15 protein-coding genes are annotated in these 19501 nt (G+C 49.6%); 9 read left to right on the top strand and 6 right to left on the bottom strand.

The genetic code is table 11. From position 1 onward, the window contains the following. Positions 1–101: 101 nt before the first annotated feature. Positions 102–1019, top strand: a complete 918-nt coding sequence (locus tag AC3WQ3_RS10265; protein ID WP_492472189.1) for a tyrosine-type recombinase/integrase — start codon at positions 102–104, stop codon at positions 1017–1019. A 95-nt stretch (positions 1020–1114) separates the two neighbouring features. Here AC3WQ3_RS10265 and AC3WQ3_RS10260 read toward each other — a convergent pair whose 3' ends face one another. After that, the gene (locus AC3WQ3_RS10260) at positions 1115–1627 is read right to left on the bottom strand and encodes a hypothetical protein (RefSeq protein ID WP_492472188.1); all 513 of its coding nucleotides are present in this window, start codon (positions 1625–1627) and stop codon (positions 1115–1117) included. Between the two features lie 222 nt (positions 1628–1849). Here AC3WQ3_RS10260 and AC3WQ3_RS10255 point away from each other — a divergent pair, with 222 nt between their 5' ends. The 6 genes from AC3WQ3_RS10255 (at position 1850) to mglC (ending at position 10341) form a co-directional block, all read left to right on the top strand. Next, on the top strand, positions 1850–3574 hold the full coding sequence (locus AC3WQ3_RS10255) for a response regulator transcription factor (protein ID WP_492472187.1): 1725 nt from the start codon (positions 1850–1852) through the stop codon (positions 3572–3574). Then, the gene (locus AC3WQ3_RS10250; RefSeq protein WP_492472186.1) at positions 3571–5388 is read left to right on the top strand and encodes a cache domain-containing sensor histidine kinase; all 1818 of its coding nucleotides are present in this window, start codon (positions 3571–3573) and stop codon (positions 5386–5388) included. Before AC3WQ3_RS10255 ends, AC3WQ3_RS10250 begins: the two co-directional genes overlap by 4 nt. Then, positions 5375–6532: a substrate-binding domain-containing protein gene (locus tag AC3WQ3_RS10245; RefSeq protein ID WP_492472185.1), complete on the top strand. Its 1158-nt coding sequence runs from the start codon at positions 5375–5377 to the stop codon at positions 6530–6532. The genes AC3WQ3_RS10250 and AC3WQ3_RS10245 overlap by 14 nt, the downstream gene beginning before the upstream one ends. A gap of 134 nt (positions 6533–6666) precedes the next feature. Continuing rightward, complete coding sequence (locus tag AC3WQ3_RS10240) at positions 6667–7728, top strand: galactose ABC transporter substrate-binding protein (RefSeq protein ID WP_492472184.1); 1062 nt, start codon at positions 6667–6669, stop codon at positions 7726–7728. Between the two features lie 73 nt (positions 7729–7801). Next, a complete protein-coding gene (locus AC3WQ3_RS10235) occupies positions 7802–9307 on the top strand; it encodes a sugar ABC transporter ATP-binding protein (RefSeq protein ID WP_492472183.1) in 1506 nt (501 codons plus the stop codon). A 14-nt stretch (positions 9308–9321) separates the two neighbouring features. After that, positions 9322–10341, top strand: coding sequence for a galactose/methyl galactoside ABC transporter permease MglC (mglC, locus tag AC3WQ3_RS10230; RefSeq protein ID WP_492472182.1), 1020 nt, complete (start codon positions 9322–9324; stop codon positions 10339–10341). A 64-nt stretch (positions 10342–10405) separates the two neighbouring features. On the opposite strand, the gene AC3WQ3_RS10225 is transcribed toward mglC, so the two are convergent. After that, positions 10406–10738, bottom strand: a complete 333-nt coding sequence (locus AC3WQ3_RS10225; RefSeq protein ID WP_154892788.1) for a hypothetical protein — start codon at positions 10736–10738, stop codon at positions 10406–10408. Between the two features lie 268 nt (positions 10739–11006). On the opposite strand from AC3WQ3_RS10225, the gene AC3WQ3_RS10220 reads away from it, so the two are divergent. Continuing rightward, positions 11007–12569, top strand: a complete 1563-nt coding sequence (locus AC3WQ3_RS10220; protein ID WP_492472181.1) for a sensor histidine kinase — start codon at positions 11007–11009, stop codon at positions 12567–12569. Positions 12570–12669: 100 nt separating this feature from the next. Here the strand turns inward: AC3WQ3_RS10220 and AC3WQ3_RS10215 are convergent, their stop codons facing one another. The 4 genes from AC3WQ3_RS10215 to AC3WQ3_RS10200 all read right to left on the bottom strand — a co-directional run bounded on the left by AC3WQ3_RS10215 (position 12670) and on the right by AC3WQ3_RS10200 (position 18135). Beyond that, positions 12670–14490, bottom strand: a complete 1821-nt coding sequence (locus tag AC3WQ3_RS10215; protein ID WP_492472180.1) for an ABC transporter ATP-binding protein — start codon at positions 14488–14490, stop codon at positions 12670–12672. Further along, positions 14483–16264, bottom strand: a complete 1782-nt coding sequence (locus AC3WQ3_RS10210) for an ABC transporter ATP-binding protein (RefSeq protein ID WP_492472179.1) — start codon at positions 16262–16264, stop codon at positions 14483–14485. The genes AC3WQ3_RS10215 and AC3WQ3_RS10210 overlap by 8 nt, the downstream gene beginning before the upstream one ends. Before the next feature lie 61 nt (positions 16265–16325). Then, positions 16326–16760: a MarR family winged helix-turn-helix transcriptional regulator gene (locus AC3WQ3_RS10205; RefSeq protein WP_492472178.1), complete on the bottom strand. Its 435-nt coding sequence runs from the start codon at positions 16758–16760 to the stop codon at positions 16326–16328. 223 nt (positions 16761–16983) lie between these two features. After that, positions 16984–18135: a DUF418 domain-containing protein gene (locus tag AC3WQ3_RS10200; RefSeq protein WP_492472177.1), complete on the bottom strand. Its 1152-nt coding sequence runs from the start codon at positions 18133–18135 to the stop codon at positions 16984–16986. Positions 18136–18559: 424 nt separating this feature from the next. Between AC3WQ3_RS10200 and AC3WQ3_RS10195 the strand changes: the two genes are divergently transcribed. Continuing rightward, positions 18560–19489: an NUDIX hydrolase gene (locus AC3WQ3_RS10195; protein WP_492472176.1), complete on the top strand. Its 930-nt coding sequence runs from the start codon at positions 18560–18562 to the stop codon at positions 19487–19489. Positions 19490–19501: the final 12 nt, after the last annotated feature.

Here is a 19501-nt window from a genome sequence, read left to right as displayed (position 1 = left end):
TCAGGTATATTCAAACCACAGACTTGATGTCCGCTAATGTATCGATTAATATGATAATACCATGTCCGCTAATATAAGTCAAGATTTGGAGGTTTTTTCTAATGGATAAGGTATCTGGTATGTCGGTACATGGGGAAATGGTTGTTCAGGAATTCATACATATGCTTACCATTCAGGCTAAATTAACTCCCAAAACATTAAAGGAATATGCGAGTGATCTGAAGCATTTTCCTGAATGGTGCAAAGGAAGTACAGCATTTGGAGAAAAGGATATCAGTATTGAAAACATGGATACATCCACGTTAATGAGCTACCGTGATTATTCACACAACGTTTTGCAGCTGAAGCCAGCTACGATTAACCGCAGACTGATTACACTGAAGCGCTTATTCAAATGGGCTGCAGCAGAGTCCAAAATTAGCGTTGATCCTTCCAAAACTTTAAAGTTCATTCCGGAAGACAAGGTGAGTCCTCGCCGCATGACACCAGGAGAAGAACAAGCTTTTCTCTCTGCGATCGAACAGGGGAATTCCCTGCGTGATCAGACCATCTTGATCTTGATGTTTCATACGGGGCTGCGGACGATGGAGATATGCAATCTGGAGCCAGTCGATATTGAACTGGGCAAGCGAAGCGGGCAGCTTACGGTGCGGGCCGATAAACGAAACGGACAACGGAGAATTCCGTTGAATACGGTGTGTGTTACGATGTTGAGAAAGTATATGGAAGGTCTGAGTCCAGGTAGCCCTTACCTGTTCCCTTCGGAGAAGACTAATGATCGTTTGACCGAGAGGGCGCTTCGCCATTTGATTAAAAAAGTAATGACCGCAGCCGGATTGGAAGGATTAAGTTCACATGATCTGCGTCATCGGTTTGGCTATGCCATGGCTGAGCGTGTTCCACTGCATCGTCTGGCTGAAATGATGGGACATACGAATCCAGACCGAACGATGATATATGTAAAAGAGTTAAATGCCAATCCCGTAGAGCAGGAGAAGGAATCTCACCATTTGGATTAGATAAAAAGATATAAAGAGTTCTATGCAACCGTAATTAGTATTGCGTTGATCTTAGACTTCATACGAATGATAGCCCTGATCTGCTGTTGAGCGGATCAGGGCTTATTGATGATCTGTGCACCACTTTCAAGCCATTTGCGCGTTCCATCCTCATCTAAACGCTTCTCCATTGTTATGATTGCATACGTTCCATCATGCTTTTCCCAGAACTGAATGGCTTTAGAATGATCAGGATCCAGAAGCAGCGCAGGCATGAAATCTCCATTTTCAAGCAAGGATCTTCGGGCATCCCCGTAATAGACCTGAATGAAAGAGGAGTGCTCTTTGCGGGGAATCTGGTGTTTGGCATGCTCCCAATCATAATATAGCTTCCACTTGCTTAGGTTTTCCTTATCATTATCCTGACCCATAACCTTATGGATTGCCTCTAATCCCCCGCTCCACGAACGTGTTAATTTATTCCTTAGATCCTGAGAATAATCTTCCCACATCAATGTTTCCGTAGGCGAATGAAGCTGATCAGATCGAATGGTTTCGGTGATGGCTCCGCTACAAAGCAATACGGTGCCGATCCCTGTGGTTAACAATCCGGCTTGTAATCTGTTCATTTGAAATAACATGTTCCTTTCTCGCAATTTCTCGGACCGTCTTAACTATAATTTACCATCTTTTCAAGAAGAGTGTGATATAAATTTAATCCTTGCCCCTTTAAAAAGTAAGCGGTTACACAAATGAAATAATATTGTATAGTATGATGGCAACCTTGGATCGAAACGACATATACATGAGGCATCTTGCATTATTCCAAAGAGCTGGGGAGGAATTCGGACGTGTACCGGGTATTGCTGGTGGATGATGAAGAAGACGTACGCGAAGGATTAGTCATAGAGGTGGATTGGGAGGCCCTGGACCTGCGAATCGTTGGTTTGGCAGAGAATGGCCGTGAAGCGTTGGAGATGGCCGAGAGGGTTGAGCCCGATATTGTAGTAACCGACATCAGCATGCCGTTTATGGATGGACTGGAACTTGCGCGAAGGCTGCGGGAACGCAACCCGCTCGTGAAGGTTGTCATTTTGACAGGGTATGATGAATTCGATTATGCCAGGCAGGCCGTCTCACTGAGTGTGGATGAATATTTGCTGAAGCCGTTCTCAGCCGGGCATCTGACCGAACTGCTTACACGTCTGCGAGCGCAGATGGCATCTGAAGTAGCAGAACGTGAAGATGTCCGGCAGCTGCGGGATCATTATTATACAAGCTTGCCGCTGGTGCAGGCCGATCTGATGGCTACACTGCTGCATCGGCAGAAATCGCCGGCGTACATTCATGACAAAGCCAAACAGTGCGGTCTGGACCTATACGGTGAACGGTATGGGGTATCCGTTCTGACGCTGCACATGGAGGGTGACGGGAAGAAGAATGGCAATCAAGTTGGAGTGAATACTCAGGAATCGGTCAGGGCAGACAACGTATCGGAGAAACAGGGTAACCACGGTTCCGGGGGATCACTGCGTCACTCCGAGGATGCGGAACTGAAGCAGTTCGCTGCGCTTAACATTGCCGAAGAAGTATGGAAGGAACACGGGGCGGGACATGCTTTTATGCACCAGGAAGCCATTGTTCTGCTTTTTATTGATCGCTGGGGTCAGGGTGAAGGGGAGAAACGTCAGCAGTATGCCCTTGAAAATGTCATCCGCAGCATTAATCACTACTTGCGTATCCCGGCCACGGTGGGATCTGGGTCCATGGTCGATACCCTCTCGGATGTGAAACATGCCTATGAGGATGCATTATTGGCGCTCGACTACAGACTGGTACCGGGGACGGATTCGCTTATCTATATTGCAGACGTGGAGCGGCAGACTGCAGGCAAGCTGCGTTTTGACGAGCTAAAGCAGCAGACGCTGACCCGTACGCTCAAGGCAGGAACCAGAACAGAGCTTGAAGATGCACTGGATATCATTTTCCGGGAAATTACGGTGGAGCATGGTCGAGGGGACATCCAGCTGTACCTGATTGAAGTGTTGACGACGGTATGGAAGGCAGCGCAGGCATCTGGTGAGGATATGGAGGATATCTTCGGTTCCGGTTTCCAATTGTATGCGGATATGTTCCGATTGCCGGGACTGTCTGAGGCACAAGACAAAGTGAGGGAAGTCTGCGTGCTCGTACAGCACCGGATTGCCAGCGGGCGCCAGCATGTATACAAGGATATTGTGGAGCAGGCGCTGCGGTTTACGAAGGAACATTATGCCGATCCCGATCTGTCCATACAGAAGGTATGCGGATATCTGCATATCAGTTCAGGTTATTTTTGTGGCATTTTCAAAAAAGAAGTACAGCTTACCTTCCTGCAATATTTGATGCAGATCCGTATGGAGGCGGCCAAGGAACTGCTTCGCTCTACGGAGCTGAAGTCGTTTGAGATTGCGGAACGGGTAGGCTTCGCCGAACCGAATTATTTCAGCTTTTGCTTCAAGAAACATATCGGCGTCTCGCCCAAAGAATATCGCAAGCAGTCCGGGATGATAACGGGTGAAGGTGCAGAACGATGAGAACGATAGCCGGATGGATGGGACAGTTATGGCTCCGGCTGCGTTTCCGTCTTCGATCCTCGAAGGTCAGCAGTATTCGGTCTATTATCACGTGGTCCTTTTCCATCTTCATTGTACTTGTGCTCACCATCATGGCCCTGCTTCTGCATGACAAATTCACCCAGGCTGCCGAACGAAGCGCCGAACTGACAACGAGGCAGATTGTCGATCAGGTCAGCTACAATTTGGAGGACTATGTCCGGAGCATGTCGCATCTCTACAGAGCCATCGAGGAGCATATGCTGCGGGACGGAACCTGGGAAGGGGAACAGGTGGACAAACAGCTGGATACACTGCTTAGCAGCAGGGAGGACATTATCTCCATTACACTGCTCGACTCCAAGGGCGAACTGCTCAAGAACAGACCTTCCGCCGAGTTGAAATCAAGCGCCCATGTGACACAGCAAGGGTGGTTTCAATCTGCGCTCCGAGTGCCGGACCACCTTAGCTTTTCACTGCCTCATATTCAGAACATGTACTCAGGCCCCTATAAGTGGGTCGTATCGATGAGCAAAGGCATTACTGTACGGCAAAATGGTCAGGATCGACAGGTCATTCTGCTGGTGGATATCAATTTCAAACAGATGGATGAACTGAGTCGCAGGGTCAGTCTGGGGCAGCGGGGTTATGTCTACATCATCGACGAGAGCGCAGGCAACATTGTTTATCATCCTCAGCAGCAGCTGATGTATATGGGACTCAAAAGCGAAAATATCGAACAGGCCTTGGTGGCTACAGGCAGTTATGAAGATGAAGCGGATGGACAGAAAAGACTGAATACCGTGAAGTCTGTAGCCAATATTGGATGGAAAATTGTCGGTGTGGCCTACCTGGATGAAATCATGACAACCCGGCAGGAGGTCAATGGCTATCTTGTCCGGGTACTGCTGGTTGTGTTAATACTGGTCATTCTCGTGTCCATGCTGCTCTCTTCCAGTCTGACACGTCCGATTCGGCGGATGGAGCGGAAGATGAAAGCCGTGGAGAGAGGGGACTTCAATGTTGAGCTGCCCGTTCAGGGACCGCTTGAAGTGGAGCGGCTATCCCGTCGGTTTAACCTGATGGTGTACAAGATTCGTACCCTGATGAATGAGATCATCCATGAGCAGGAACAGAAACGGCGTCTCGAGCTGGAAGCATTGCAGGCCCAGATTAATCCTCATTTTCTCTACAATACATTGAATTCTGTCGTACGTATGGTGGGCATGAGTCGTAATGAAGAAGTAATCACCATGATCACATCGCTTTCACGCCTATTTCGCATAAGTCTCAGCCAAGGGAAAACCATTATTACCGTCCGTGAAGAGCTGGAGCATGCGCACCATTACCTGACCATTCAGCAGATGCGGTTCAAACGCAAATTCCGGTTCAGCCTGGATGCGGATGAGGATACATTGGACTGTCTGACACTGAAGCTGGTCCTTCAGCCGTTAATTGAAAATGCCATCGTGCATGGGATTGAGTATCACACGGATGAAGGCTGCATTGAGATCCGCGTCTATCGGGAGAGCGGCCAGCTGGTATTCCGCATATCAGATAATGGTGTCGGCATGACGGAGGAGCAGGTGGCAGGACTGCTTCAGGGCAGTCCCATCGTGAAGAGTGGTGCTGGATCAGGGGTAGCCGTGCGCAATGTGCATGACCGGATTCAGCTCTATTACGGGGAAGGGTGCGGTCTTGAATTTGAGAGTGAGCTGGAGGAAGGAACGACGGTCTGGATTCGGATACCGGTTCAATATGAACGGGAGGATGGCGATTTTTATGATAAAAGGTAATGAAGATAAAGCAATCATCCGGAGGATCTTTCGTCCAGACTCCATCAAGAAGTTCAGTCAGCCCCTCCTTCGTGTACGTAGATGGATGGGGATCGCTGCGGCAGGCTGCTGTTTATTTCTGAGTACGGCATGTGGCATTTCCAATGCTGATTCTGTGCTGCCGCCACCTCGTGTCGCTCTGATTACCCCTGCTGGGACAGGTGAACTTGCTGAAGCGATAAGGCTTGGGGCAGAAGCAGCAGCCAAGGAACATGGGGCTGAACTGCTGACGGTGGAGGCATTTCCATCCGAGGCAGCAACGTATGCACCATCCAATCCTGATTCGACGATCCACCGAGCCAGAGATCCGCAGGAGTTGTCCGGGCGGGATGACTCGGCTTACAGTCAGCGCGAACAGGCACAGATCCGAGCAGTGACGCAGGCATTGGAACAGGGCGCTTTCGCTCTGCTTGTTGATCCACTGAGTGAGAAGGTACTTGGCGATATTATTCAGAAGGCCGAAACGATGAATAAGAGCGGCATGAGTGTTCCGGTGGTTGTTCTCAACGATGAGTTCCCTGTAGAAGGCATTACAAGTGTCATTTCCATGGATAATGTGGAGGCTGGGCGGCAGGCAGGTGAAGCGATGGCCGAGCTTCTGGGAGGCAGAGGCAGTGTAGCCTTGCTGGGGCCCGATCCTGTGAATCCAGGGCTAATCCACCGGGAGCAGGGGGTCATGGAAGCGCTGGTACAGTATCCGGGTATCCAGGTTGAACCCAAGTCCGTATGCAGCACCCGCGAAGTCTGCTGGCAGGCAGCAAAGCAGCTCCTGGACGAGCAGCAGGTAGACGGCTTCATTGCCTTGCAGGAGCCTGCGTCTCTGGGAGCGGCGGATGAACTGCATCGCCGCAAGTTGGAGCATCAGGTCAACATTGTAGGCTTCGGGAGTGAGCAGCAGCAGCTGGAGCAGCTGCAGGAAGGGGTATTCCAGTATCTTATTGTGCAAAATGGCTTCAGCGCAGGGTACCTTGGTTTGAATCAGGCCGTGGCACGGCTGAATAATCAGCAGGTGCAAGCCAGAGTGACGCTGGAAACGAAGCTGGTCAGTACGGACAATATGTTCTGGATGGATAACCAGAAGCTGCTGTTTCCGTTTGTTCAATGAAGATAGAAGACATGAACCGAAGAGAGGAAGATTTCGATAAAACAGATGAAGATATTGTATTCGAAAATGCTGTAAACCCTTTCATAATAAAGACATCGGTGAAGCCGAATGAACTTGGGGGAGGTCATTAGGATATGAAGAAAACGTGGATGACACTGCTGCTAACCGCTTTCATGGTTGCTGCGGCTGGGTGCAGCAGCGGCGGAGACAGTGCGGGTGGAAGTACAGGAACTGACACAGGAGAGCAGGCAGCAGGCGGAACGGAGACGCCGAAAATTGGTGTTGCGATCTACAAATTCGATGATACGTTCATGACGGGCGTACGGAATGCGATGACGGCAGCAGCAGAGGGCAAAGCCACACTCGATATCGTGGATAGCCAGAACGCACAGCCGACCCAGAATGAGAAAGTGGATCTCTTCGTATCCAAGAAATACAGTGCCATGGCCGTAAATCCGGTAGACCGTACTGCAGCGGGTGTAATCATCGACAAGGCCAAGGCTGCGAGCATTCCTGTTGTTTTCCTTAACCGTGAGCCGGTTGCCGAAGACATGAATAAATGGGATAAGGTGTACTACGTCGGTGCCAAGGCGGAAGAGTCGGGTACGATCTCCGGCCAGCTGATTGTAGATTACTGGAAAGCACATCCCGAAGCGGACAAAAACGGGGACGGCAAACTGCAGTACGTCATGCTGAAAGGGGAGCCGGGGCACCAGGATGCAGAGCTGCGGACCAAATATTCCGTACAGGCGATCCAGGATGCAGGTATTGAAGTAGAGGCGCTGGCGGAAGACACGGCGATGTGGGATCGGGTCAAAGGCCAGGAGAAAATGCAGGCATTCCTCGCTTCCCACGGCGACAAGATTGAAGCTGTACTTGCCAACAACGATGACATGGCACTCGGTGCCATCGAAGCATTGAAGGCAGCAGGATACTTCAAGGACGGCAAGGCGATGCCTGTCGTTGGTGTGGATGCAACGGCTCCTGCCATTCAGGCGCTTCAGGATGGCACGATGCTGGGCACCGTATTAAATGATGCGAAGAACCAGGGCGCAGCAACAGTGGCTTTGGCTGCGGCACTCGCCAAGGGCGAGACGCCGACGAAGGAAAATACGGGGTATGACATTACGGATGGCAAATATGTCTGGATTGCCTACAAGAAAATTACGAAAGACAACATTGCCGACGCCCAATAACAGCAGCAGAGAGGGACGTCCGTCTTACCGGTGGCGTCCTTTTTTTCTGGGCATATGGAAGGGAGGAACCCAAATGGCATCACCTTATCTGCTGGAGATGGACGGAATTTCGAAGGGGTTTCCAGGTGTGCAGGCACTTAGTCAGGTTACCCTGAAGGTGAAGCCCGGATCGGTCCACGCCCTGATGGGAGAGAATGGGGCGGGCAAATCGACACTGATGAAATGTTTGTTCGGCATGTACCGACCGGATGAAGGCACGATTCGAATCGATGGAAAAGAGGTCGACATTCCGAATTCCAAAGCAGCACTGCAGCAAGGCATATCCATGATCCATCAGGAGCTGAATCCGGTGCCTCATCGTCCCGTGATGGAGAATATATGGCTGGGACGTTTCCCGATGAGAGGGTTACTGGTCGACGAGAAGAAGATGTATGCCGATACCTTGGCCTTGTTTAAAGACCTGAATCTGGATATCGACCCGAAGGCACAGGCAGGAACATTATCCGTATCCAAAATACAATCCATGGAAATCGCCAAAGCGGTCTCTTTTCAATCCAAAGTCATTGTTATGGATGAGCCGACCTCATCTCTGACAGGCAAGGAAGTAGAGCAGCTGTTCGCTATCATTAACGAGCTTCGCAGCCGAGGCGTATCGATTATCTACATCTCACACAAAATGGAGGAAATCCTCACGATTTCGGACGAAGTCACCATTATGCGTGACGGGTTTGTTGTCGGTACCTGGGATGCTGCTGATCTGACTACCGATCTGATCATCACCCGCATGGTTGGACGGGATCTGGACGAACGTTTTCCGGAGCGGACCAACGTTCCTGGCGAAGTGATTTTGAAGGCAGAAGGGTTAACATCCAGCCAGGCCCACTCTTTCAAGGACATTACGTTTGAGCTCCGAAAAGGGGAAGTACTCGGTATTGGCGGGCTCGTTGGAGCGCAGCGGACGGAACTGATCGAATCCCTGTTCGGACTGCGAGGGTTTGCTTCGGGCAGAATCTCGATTCATGGACGCAAGGTGAAGATCAACTCACCTGCCGCAGCGAAACGTCATCATATGGCGCTGCTGACCGAGGAACGGAGGGTTACGGGCATATTTCCGGTGTTGTCCGTATATGAAAATACGATCATTGCGAGTCTGGGAAGGTACCGGAACCGGGTTGGGCTGCTGGATGAAAAGAAGGGACGCGAAGAGGCAAGGGAGCAAACTCAGAAATTCAGAACTAAAACGCCTTCCGTTAACACGCTGATTCGCAACCTTTCAGGGGGGAATCAACAGAAAGTGCTTCTGGCACGGTGGCTATTGACCAGCCCAGAGATTCTGCTGCTTGATGAACCGACGCGGGGCATTGATGTGGGGGCCAAGTTTGAAATCTACACCATTATTACGGAACTGGCTCGTCAGGGCAAAAGCATTATCATGATCAGCTCGGAGATGCCTGAACTGCTCGGGATGTCCGACCGGATCATGGTGATGAGTGAAGGAAGGCTGACCGGCATTGTAGACGGAGCCGACGCCACAGAGCAGGAAATTATGAGGCTGGCCGCTCAGCAGCGGATGGCTTAGACAGGAGGAAACAGATGAATACGCAAGTCATCAATCAGGTGAAACAGTATGTAACGCAGCGAGCCATCTTTATCGTACTTATTCTGCTTGTCATCGGCATTGCCATTGCGGACCCGAACTTCCTTGCTTTCTCTACCCTACGGGATATATTGCAGCAGTCCTCCACAAGGGCCATCATTGCACTCGGGGCGGCCTTCATTCTCGTCACTGGCGGGGTCGATCTGTCTGCTGGCCGGGTGGTGGGTCTGACGGCTGTGGTATCCGCGTCCATGCTGCAAATTGACGAATATGCCAATCGCTTCTTCCCGGATCTGCCGCATTTATGGGTAGGGCTGCCTATTATTATCGGAATTGTGGCTGGTCTGATTGTCGGATTGGTTAATGGAATTATAGTCGCCAAGCTGCATGTACCTCCATTTATCGCCACACTGGGAACGATGGTAGCCGTATATGGTTTGAACTCGATTTATTTTGATACAGAGCCCAACCAGTCACAGCCGATTGGAGGACTTAGACCGGACTTCACGGTGATCGGATCAGGCTATATTGATCTGGGTGGGGGCTACTCGATCCCTTATATTGTACTGATTGCGATTGCAGTAGCCTTAATCTGTTGGGTCGTTTTTAACAAAACCCGCCTCGGTAAAAATATGTACGCCATTGGCGGCAACATCCAGGCCGCGCATGTGTCGGGAATTCATGTCGCACGTAATTTGATTGCCCTGTATTCCATTGCGGGCGCGTTGTATGGACTGGGGGGTGTGCTGGAGGCAGCGCGCACAGGCGGAGCGACGAATAACTACGGCAATATGTATGAGCTGGATGCCATTGCGGCGTGTGTTGTTGGTGGCGTTTCAACAGCAGGAGGCATCGGAACAGTGCCAGGTGTTATGGCCGGTGTGCTCATCTTCGGGGTTATCAACTACGGCCTTACCTTTATCGGTGTAAGTCCCTATTGGCAGCTGATAATTAAAGGATTAATTATAGTTGCCGCTGTTGCATTTGATATCCGCAAATATATGGCGAAGAAATAGATATGTGGAGAGGAAAGAATAAAGCCAGCGCTCTGGAACGTTAGAGCGCTGGCTTCTTTTTTCTTTATGAATTGACGATCCAATCCAACATAGTAACCAAAGGGCCTATGAAACAGATGATCAGCATAGCACCGGCCACGATTGAAGCTGTTTTTGTACCATAGTGTACGTTGTGTTTTCTTGCAATGATGATGGCAGGGATCCAGAAGATGGCAGTTATTACTGTTGGAATAATCAGTCCTTCGTCACCCTTGCTATAGATTGGCCAATTCATCTGATGAAACAGGTAATACCCGAACCTAAAATCATCAGGCCCCCATGCATAATTAAATGCAAATCCCAAAGCCACAATGAGCAGCGAAAATGTACCAATTCCGAATGGTCTTCTACGTTCCACCAAGAGAATCACCTGCAACTTCCAATTTTATTGAAAATAAATCCATTACTGTATTATAACATACCAGAAAAAGGGTGGATGATGTGCAGGAACGCTATTCAAGATGCTAAATAAATGGTATATAATCCATGAGCCCTATCCATTCCAATTTGGAGAGCTTCCATTAATCGACAACATTAGCTAATCATAATCGATATAATGCATGTAAATGAAGTGTTAGATATGAGTAGATTGTCAAGGGGGGCGAGGCTGTTTGCTAACGTACACGATGAAAAGGGTTATTTTTCCGCTGGGTTGCCTGCTTGTAATCCTGTCCTCTTATTTTCTGGGCCGCACTTCCAGCCTCACATGGATGATCCTTGCCGGAGCCTTATTTGTTGCCAGCATTTATGGAGAAAGACGATATCCTGTATTACAGAAAATTCAGTGGATCTTCCTTGGCGTATTTCACTATTTCAGTGAGTTGAACTGGTGCAACATGTTATATTACCTGCTCATCATGACCATGATTCAGAACAAACAGCGGGTAGAGCAGACCCTGCCCATTTCTCTCCTGCTCGTGCTGCAATATACAGGGATTCGGCTATCCTACGTTACGATAGATGCCTACACATTGTCGGTTTCCTTATTCGATCTACTCACGGCAATTGTTATAATCTTTCTGTACCATACATTGATTAACAGTGAAGCTGAGAAGCGCAGACTGCGTGAGAAAAATCAATTCCTCACCCTGCATGACCCGCTTACAGGGCTTCTCAACTATGAAGGATATATGAATGCACTGCAGGAAACGGCAGAGAAGCAGCACTCCTTTTTGCTTATTCTTCTGAACATCCAGAATTTCAACGGATTTAATAAGGAAGTGGAAAACAATTGGAGTTCCATCATAGCGGGGACAGGGGGGAGCATCTCCAAGCATTTTGCGGATGCTTATGGGATATCCCGTTATGCGGGAGATCGATTTTCAATCATTTTGCCCGAGGTTGCGGGTATCGAGGAACGAATGAGTACGATGCAAACTACCGATCTGAAAGGATTACAGGTTACGTATAGCATTTCGGTCTATCCGGAGACAGCAGAGACCCTCCAGCAGTTAATAACGATTGCAGAGGAGCGACTATTTCAGGCACAGCGCAGCAAGTGGATTAAGAATGAAGAAGAGATCTACCGTTCGGAAAGGCTCAGGGCTGTTGGAGAACTTGCAGCCGGCATGGCGCATGAAATCCGTAATCCGCTCACGGCGATTCGTGGATTCTTGCAGCTGTCACGTGGACAAGCCTTCAATATTGCCCCATGGTATGAAGTGATTATGGGCGAAGTGATCCGGGTCACGGACCTGACTGCAGAATTTCTGCAATTTTCCAAGCCGCAGGCTCATCTAATGAAACCGGAGAGGCTGGGTCAATGCCTTGAACGTGTTTTGTCATTAACCGAGTCAGATGCAGCATCCCGTGGACACCGGATTTCGCTTGAGCTGAAGGGAGAAGCTGTTATGGTTCATATGGATCGGGACAAAATTGTACAGGTGTTAATCAACCTGATACGCAATGCATTCGAAGCAATGAATGATCCCGGTGAAGTACATATTGTTCTTGTTCATGAAGGAGACAAAGCATATACATCCATTACGGATACGGGAAGCGGCATACCGGAGAAGGCCCTTGCCGATATATTTAATCCATTTTATACAACGAAGGAAGAAGGGACGGGGCTTGGGCTGGCGCTCTGCCAAAAGATTGCTCATGATCACCATGGAGAAATTACGGTACGGAGTGAAGTGGGAGTAGGCTCTACGTTTACACTGGAGCTCCCGGTAGTAGCCGTGGAGTAATTGCCTAAGAAGTTACCTCCTAGAACAAATGAAACGCCGCACAGGTCCCAGTACAGGGAACCTTTGTGCGGCGCTTTTCTGTTGTCGCTCAGTTAATGGATCAGTTTAGCTGACCTTGATGGAGCTGATAATAAAATCCTTTTTGCTGCATGAGTTCCTCGTGGTTACCCCGCTCGGCAATCTGGCCTGAATCAATCACCAGTATCTGATCTGCCTCCCGAATCGTGCTCAGTCTATGGGCGATGACGAAACTGGTCCGGTCTTTCATCAACGTGCGCATCGCCTCCTGAATCTGCATTTCCGTCCGGGTATCAATACTGCTCGTTGCCTCATCCAAAATGAGAATGGCCGGATCGGCGAGAATGGCCCGAGCGATCGTCAGCAATTGCCGCTGTCCTTGGCTCAGATTGCTTCCGCCCGCAATAATGGGGGTGTCGTAACCTTGGGACAGCTTGCGAATGAAGGAGTGGGCATTGGCCAGCTCAGCTGCCTGCCTGATCTGCTCATCGGTCGCATCCGGCTTGCCGTAGGCAATATTATCACGAATGGTTCCCGAGAATAGGTAGGCATCCTGCAGCACAATACCGAGTCCGCGCCGGAGGTGATCCTTCTCCAGCTTTGAGATCTCCGTGCCATCAATGGTAATGCTTCCGCCTGTAATTTCATAGAAGCGGGGGAGCAGGTTAATGATGGTTGTTTTGCCGGCACCTGTTGGCCCGACCAGAGCAATCATCTCGCCAGGCTGCGCGGTGAAGCTGACATTTTTCAGAATCTCTCTATCGGAATTGTATCCAAAGGATACATTTTCAAAAACAACTTTACCTTGAATGTGATCCAGCTGCTTCTCCTGTTTCTCTTCGTATTCACTTGGTGTATCCATAATCTGAAACACACGCTCAGCACCGGCAATGGCTGCCTGAATCAGGTTGTACTGGTTCGCAAGATCGTTAAGTGGTCGCTCAATCTGCCGGGAATAGGCGAGAAAGCTTACAATCAGTCCGATGGACGTTAAATCGTGGTAAGCCATCCATCCACCTACTGCTGCGAGAATGGCAAATCCAATGTTGTTCATGACGTTCATCGTAGGTCCAACCAGCCCGGATACGGTTTGGGCCTGCGTACTCGCTGTACGCAGCTTTTCATTCAGGTTCTCAAAATGCTGGTGCGCCTGTTCTTGACGGTTATAGGCGGCAACCACCTTTTGTCCGGCGATCGTTTCCTGTGCATAACCATTCAGCTCACCGAGCAGCTTCTGCTGGGCAGAAAAATGTTTGCGTGTTCTGGAAGCGATCAGCTTGGTCGCAATGGTGATTAACGGCACGGTCACCAGACTGAGAAGCGTCAGTCGGATATCCAGAGCAAGCATGATCGACAGCGAACCGACAAGAAGGATCGCACTGGACATCAGCTGAGTCACACTCTGATTCAGGGTAGTGGACACGTTATCGATATCATTGGTAGCCCGGCTCATCAGGTCTCCGCTTTGATTTTTGTCAAAAAAGCTGATGGGCAGCTGCTGCAGCCTGGAGAACAAAGCCTGGCGCAGATCCTTCACCGTCAATTGGGATACGCCGATCATGACATAAGACTGTCCCCACATCATGAGCGAACTCAGGACATACACCGTCAGTAACAGGAGGCAGTCCTTCAATAGGCCGTCCGTTACTTTCGGCACGATATGCTCATTGACGGCACGGCCGAGAAGGTAGGGGCCCGCCAGATTAAGCAGTGTTCCGAGAGCGGTAAGGACCAGAGCCATGATAACCCCTTTGCGATGGCGTCCCATGTAAGACCACACTCGCAGGATGGCGTGCTTGGCATTTTTGGCTCTTACTTTCGGAACAGGTCCCCGGCCCGCTCCAGGTCTTCCGATCGGAGGAACGACAGGTGGCTGTGCGGAGGAAGATGCAGGTTTAGCCAAATTGAACATCCTCCTTCCGTTGTTGGGAATCATAAATGGATTGATAGTGTGTGGAATTGGCCATGAGTTCTTCATGTGTACCACTTGCCACGATTCTCCCCTCATCCAGCACGTAAATGCAGTCCGCATCCTTCACCGAAGATATGCGCTGTGCAATTAAAAAGGTTGTACTGTCTTTCATCAGGGAAAGCAGTGCTCTCTGAATGCTTGCTTCGGTTCGCAGATCGACTGCACTCGTACTGTCATCCAAAATAAGAACATCCGGCCGCATGAGCAGGGCACGCGCAATGGAAATACGCTGTTTCTGCCCGCCGGAGAGATTGACTCCCCGCTGTCCAAGCTCCGTGTCGTATCCATCTTTAAGGTTCATGATAAATTCATCCGCTGCCGCTGCCCGCGCCGCCGCACGGATCTCGGCATCCGTGGCATCCGGTCTGCCGAAGCCGATATTATCCCGAATGCTGCCGCTGAACAGAATGGATTCCTGCAATACAATGGACACTCTGCTGCGAAGCAGCTGAAGATCCCAGTTTCGTACATTAACGCCACCAACGAGTACTTCACCGAGTGAGGCATCATATAAGCGGGGGATCAGCTGCACGAGTGATGTCTTGCCTGAACCGGTGGAACCGAGTAAAGCTACTTTTTCCCCTGCTCGCGCAGTAAGATTAACTCCCGTGAGGGCATTTTCGCCGTCATAACGGAACGAAACGTCCCGGAATTCCACCTCACCTGGTCGGCGATCAGCCCTGGATGCCGGATTGGAGCCAACCTGAGTGGCCTGATTCGGCAATGCATTCTCTCTCTGGGCTTCATGGCCTGACTGAATGTCCGGCTCTGTATGTAGAACCTCGTTGATCCGCGCAGCAGACACCTTGGCCCGGGAGTAACTCATCATCATCATGCCGATGGAGGTAAGGGAGGAGAGCACCACCGTTACATAGTTGATAAAAGCAATCAGATCCCCGGCTGCAATATCGCCTCCTACAACCTGAAACCCGCCAAACCACAATACGGCTACGATGGTCGCATTCAGCATCAGGCTGAGTACAGGTGCATTCAGCGTAACAATGCGCCAGGCTTTTACCGCTGTTCCCGTATAATCCTCATTGGATTGATTGAAACGCTTTTTCTCCGTGCCTGCACGTGCAAAAGCCTTGACGACACGAATCCCAGCTAGATTTTCCTGCAGAACGGCGTTGACTTGATCCAGCTTGTTCTGCACGCTGGCAAAAAGCGGATAGGAAGCGGATATGAGAATATACAGAATGACAAAGAGAACAGGTACGGTCATCATGAGGATCAGCGCCAGCTTGATACTGATCGTAAATGCCATAATAATACTGCCGATGATCAGCATCGGCGACCGGATGAACATTCGCAGGAGCATCTGTACAAAGGTCTGCATCTGCGTAATATCGCTCGTTAGACGCGTGATGAGCGATCCTTCCTGGAATGTGTCCAAATTACGGAAGGAAAAGGTTTGAATATGGTCGAACAGCTCCTGGCGCAGATCCGTACCATATCCTACAGACGCTTTGCTGGAAAAGAGTGTACAGCCTGCTCCGCCAACCCAGCCAATGAGGGCAAACAAAAGCATGAACAGCCCTGTGCGTACAATATGGGGCAGGTCACCGGCAAGCACGCCATCATCCACAATGCTGGACATCAGCTTCGGCTGAAGCAGGTCCATGGCTACCTCCAGCACCATGAGGAGTGGAGCGAGTATGGCGGCTGACTTATAAGGCGTCAAAAATCGTTTTAACGTCCACAATAGGGAAATCACCTCATTCAATGAAGTCTAAAAATCATGCTGCTACAATTCCATGCGTCATTCAGGATTCACGAAGGTTGTGAATCATGCGCTGTGCAAGCGCTGACATAAGCTGCGTTTCTTCTGGCGTAAATCCTTCCTGAGCCTGGAGCTCCAGTTCCTGAAATACCTCACTCAACTCCTTGAGCGCGCTGCGGCCCTGGTCGGTCAGATAGACACGCAGACTGCGCTGGTCATTCGGATCGGCTTCACGCCTTACATATCCCGATGTTTCCATGCGTTTCAGCATGACTGTAACGGTTGCAGGAGTACGGCGAAGCTTCTCGGCCAGACTTTTCTGGGTTTGACCATCTTCACGGTCAAGCTGGAACAGCAGTGGAGGTTGTCCGGGGTACAGCTCGGGGTGATTAACCAGCTTCTCATGAACTTTATAGCGATGCAGCTTCACAAGTTCGGATAATTGTCCGAGCAGCCGTTCGCTGCGGGCTGAATGCATAAGCTACCCTCCTATTAATTAGTCGACTAACTAAATCATAAGTTTGATCTTACATACCGTCAAGGCATTTGTAAGGTCAAATTAAAAATGCGAGGGCATCGTATCCCCAGCACGGAGCGATGCAGGTTTTGCTACATAACAAAAAGAGCTCCGGAACAGATCCGCAGCTCGAACTAGAAAGGGAGAAATACGGTGTTGCTCAATTCAGGGAACCATTTTGATATTACATCTGTTCAGTCCGTGACTGTGACTTGACGGCAGGAGAGATGGAGAGCTTGCGCCATAACCATTCGACCGGTCCCGATTTAAATTTGAGCAGCCATGCATGTGAGAATAACATCAATACAATACAGATGCCGGCCCACAGTAACACAATCACAAGCGAAGGGGGATAACCACCGAGCCCCAGACCCCATCCGTAAAAGATGGCGGAAGCCAGAATGTTTTGCAGAATGTAACAGCTCAATGCCATCTTGCCAATCTCTTCGAACCGCCTGAACAGACCGGCAAACCTATTTTTTTCCAGCATGTAAGCGATTAGCCCAAGATAGCCGAACGTAAGGATCGGTGCACTGATGTACCGAACAAACAAGTCCATGCTGCCTCCCGGCACCAGCAGGAGCAGGTTCAGAGGAATGCCGGCGGCAAGCCCGAAATTCATCCATTTGCGGCGTCTAAGACGTCCGGATGCCTCGTCTGAGAATAGGCCTGCACGCATGAGCATGGAACCCAGCAGGAACAGAAATATATTCAGCGGCATGATGATGATGGACTCTGTTCGAAAGAAAGCAAAGTTGTCCAGCCGGAATAGAACCTGCTCCCACCATGTTCCCGTGGCGTATAGCTTGGCAATCACGTCCATGTTATTGAAGGTGGCACCACTCTCTGTAAGGGCCAACAGTGCGGTAATTCCACCCACTCCGATGAGATGTATACCACCCATGAGCCCCATCACGATCAAAATAAAGCGGCGGGAACGGTTGATGATGAAGGACACGATGATGCCAGTAATTGCATAACTCATCAGCACATCGTATTCCAAGACCAACGTGTAGTGCAGCAATCCATCAATGAGCAGCAGCACACATGTCCATATGTAAACCCCTGGCCAGACATATCCTTTACGAAGTGCTTTTTGCCGCTTTAATTCCATTCCTGCCCCGAAGAGAAGAGTAAGAAGTCCGAGGAATTTTCCGTTCACCAGCATAAGCATCAGTGTTTGCAGTAAACGATCACCCGAGGTCCACCAGGGTTGAAGCGGATCGCCAAACATTTTGTTCAGAGAGCCTAAGTATGCAAAAAGCCAAATATTCGTCCCCAATGTACCGATAATCGCAAATCCTCTAAGAACATCCAATAATACGATTCTTTTCATTCCAGCGAAACATCCCCCTTATTAATACGAATGAATTGAAATTAATATAACACAGTTGTATTGAAAAAGATATAACACAGTTGTATTAAAATGATCGCTGCGGGTTAGCCACCAAGCCTGCCTTTCCATCTAACACTTTTACTATGCAAGCTGTGTTCGCTGTGTATACTGTATATATCAATATACACAGTATACAGACCTCCACTTCGCACCGTCAACCCTTTTTTTCCTGAATCAGGAATTTATCAGGAATTTATTTCCTTTGTCATTGAAATCAAGCAGTTTAACACCCACCGATCCCAACCAGTACAGAAGTTCTTATTTTTAAGATATGGGAAATATTGACGAAGGCTAATGGATGTGTTAACCTCTTATTATCTAATTGTTAATAACATTTTATTAATAACAGAATGGGGTTTTAAATATGACAAATGAAGGTTATTCGGAGGGCCGACCATTGGACCATCTGAATCATGCCAATATAAGCGAGCAGCAGTTTCTGGAGACATATGATGCAGGTGATTATGAGCGTCCTTCGGTGACAGTAGATATGCTTGTCTTCACGATAAGGAGCGAAGCTCAGTCCAATTATCGCAAACTTGCTGAGCCGGCACTGCAGCTGCTAATGATTCGCCGCGGTGGTCATCCCTATATGGGCAAGTGGGCATTACCGGGTGGATTCGTGTCCATGCAGGAATCCCTGGAGGATGCAGCACGCCGCGAGCTGGTTACAGAGACCGGGCTGGATGACATCTATCTGGAACAGTTGTACACGTGGGGCGATGTGCACCGTGATCCTCGTACAAGGGTAATTAGCTGCTCGTACATGGCGCTCGTTGATAGCAGCGAGCTTGAACTGGAAGCAGGCGATGATGCGAGTGATGCGGACTGGTTCAGGGTAGAACAGCGGCTCCTTGAGGAGAAACGTCATATTCATGAACGAGGTCGTACGACGGAAAGAAGAGTGCAGCTGACGTTGTCGAACGGAACAGAGGAGCTATCGGCTGTCATTGAGGTGAAGGAAGCTGTGGAAGGAAGCATTCGAAGCAGCAGTATGACAATCTTGGAAGTGAAGGGCATAGCGTTTGACCATGCTAAGATCATGGTTTATGCGCTGGAACGATTACGATCGAAAGTGGAATATACGGATATTGCTTTTAATCTGATGCCGGAGACATTTACGCTGACGGCCCTGCAGAAGGTCTATGAGATTATTGGTGGCAAAAAACTGCTGGCTGCAGCCTTCCGGCGCAAAATTGCGGATTGGGTGATCGAAACCGGAGAGTTTACGGGCAATGCAGGACATCGTCCTTCCCGCTTATACAGACTGAACCCAGAGCGTAAGACAACATAATTGTTTTATTGC

The organism is Paenibacillus sp. FW104-T2, from assembly GCF_058789975.1.
Note: the sequence above shows the minus strand (reverse complement) of the source record. Positions and strands in the feature narration are given on the sequence as shown.

What these genes read in the sequence shown, in the direction of transcription:
- AC3WQ3_RS10265 (WP_492472189.1), top strand. Translation starts at nt 102, where the DNA reads ATGGATAAGGTATCTGGTATGTCGGTACATGGGGAAATGGTTGTTCAG.
- AC3WQ3_RS10260 (WP_492472188.1), bottom strand. Translation starts at nt 1,627, where the DNA reads ATGAACAGATTACAAGCCGGATTGTTAACCACAGGGATCGGCACCGTA.
- AC3WQ3_RS10250 (WP_492472186.1), top strand. Translation starts at nt 3,571, where the DNA reads ATGAGAACGATAGCCGGATGGATGGGACAGTTATGGCTCCGGCTGCGT.
- AC3WQ3_RS10245 (WP_492472185.1), top strand. Translation starts at nt 5,375, where the DNA reads ATGATAAAAGGTAATGAAGATAAAGCAATCATCCGGAGGATCTTTCGT.
- AC3WQ3_RS10240 (WP_492472184.1), top strand. Translation starts at nt 6,667, where the DNA reads ATGAAGAAAACGTGGATGACACTGCTGCTAACCGCTTTCATGGTTGCT.
- AC3WQ3_RS10235 (WP_492472183.1), top strand. Translation starts at nt 7,802, where the DNA reads ATGGCATCACCTTATCTGCTGGAGATGGACGGAATTTCGAAGGGGTTT.
- mglC (WP_492472182.1), top strand. Translation starts at nt 9,322, where the DNA reads ATGAATACGCAAGTCATCAATCAGGTGAAACAGTATGTAACGCAGCGA.
- AC3WQ3_RS10220 (WP_492472181.1), top strand. Translation starts at nt 11,007, where the DNA reads ATGAAAAGGGTTATTTTTCCGCTGGGTTGCCTGCTTGTAATCCTGTCC.
- AC3WQ3_RS10205 (WP_492472178.1), bottom strand. Translation starts at nt 16,760, where the DNA reads ATGCATTCAGCCCGCAGCGAACGGCTGCTCGGACAATTATCCGAACTT.
- AC3WQ3_RS10200 (WP_492472177.1), bottom strand. Translation starts at nt 18,135, where the DNA reads ATGAAAAGAATCGTATTATTGGATGTTCTTAGAGGATTTGCGATTATC.
- AC3WQ3_RS10195 (WP_492472176.1), top strand. Translation starts at nt 18,560, where the DNA reads ATGACAAATGAAGGTTATTCGGAGGGCCGACCATTGGACCATCTGAAT.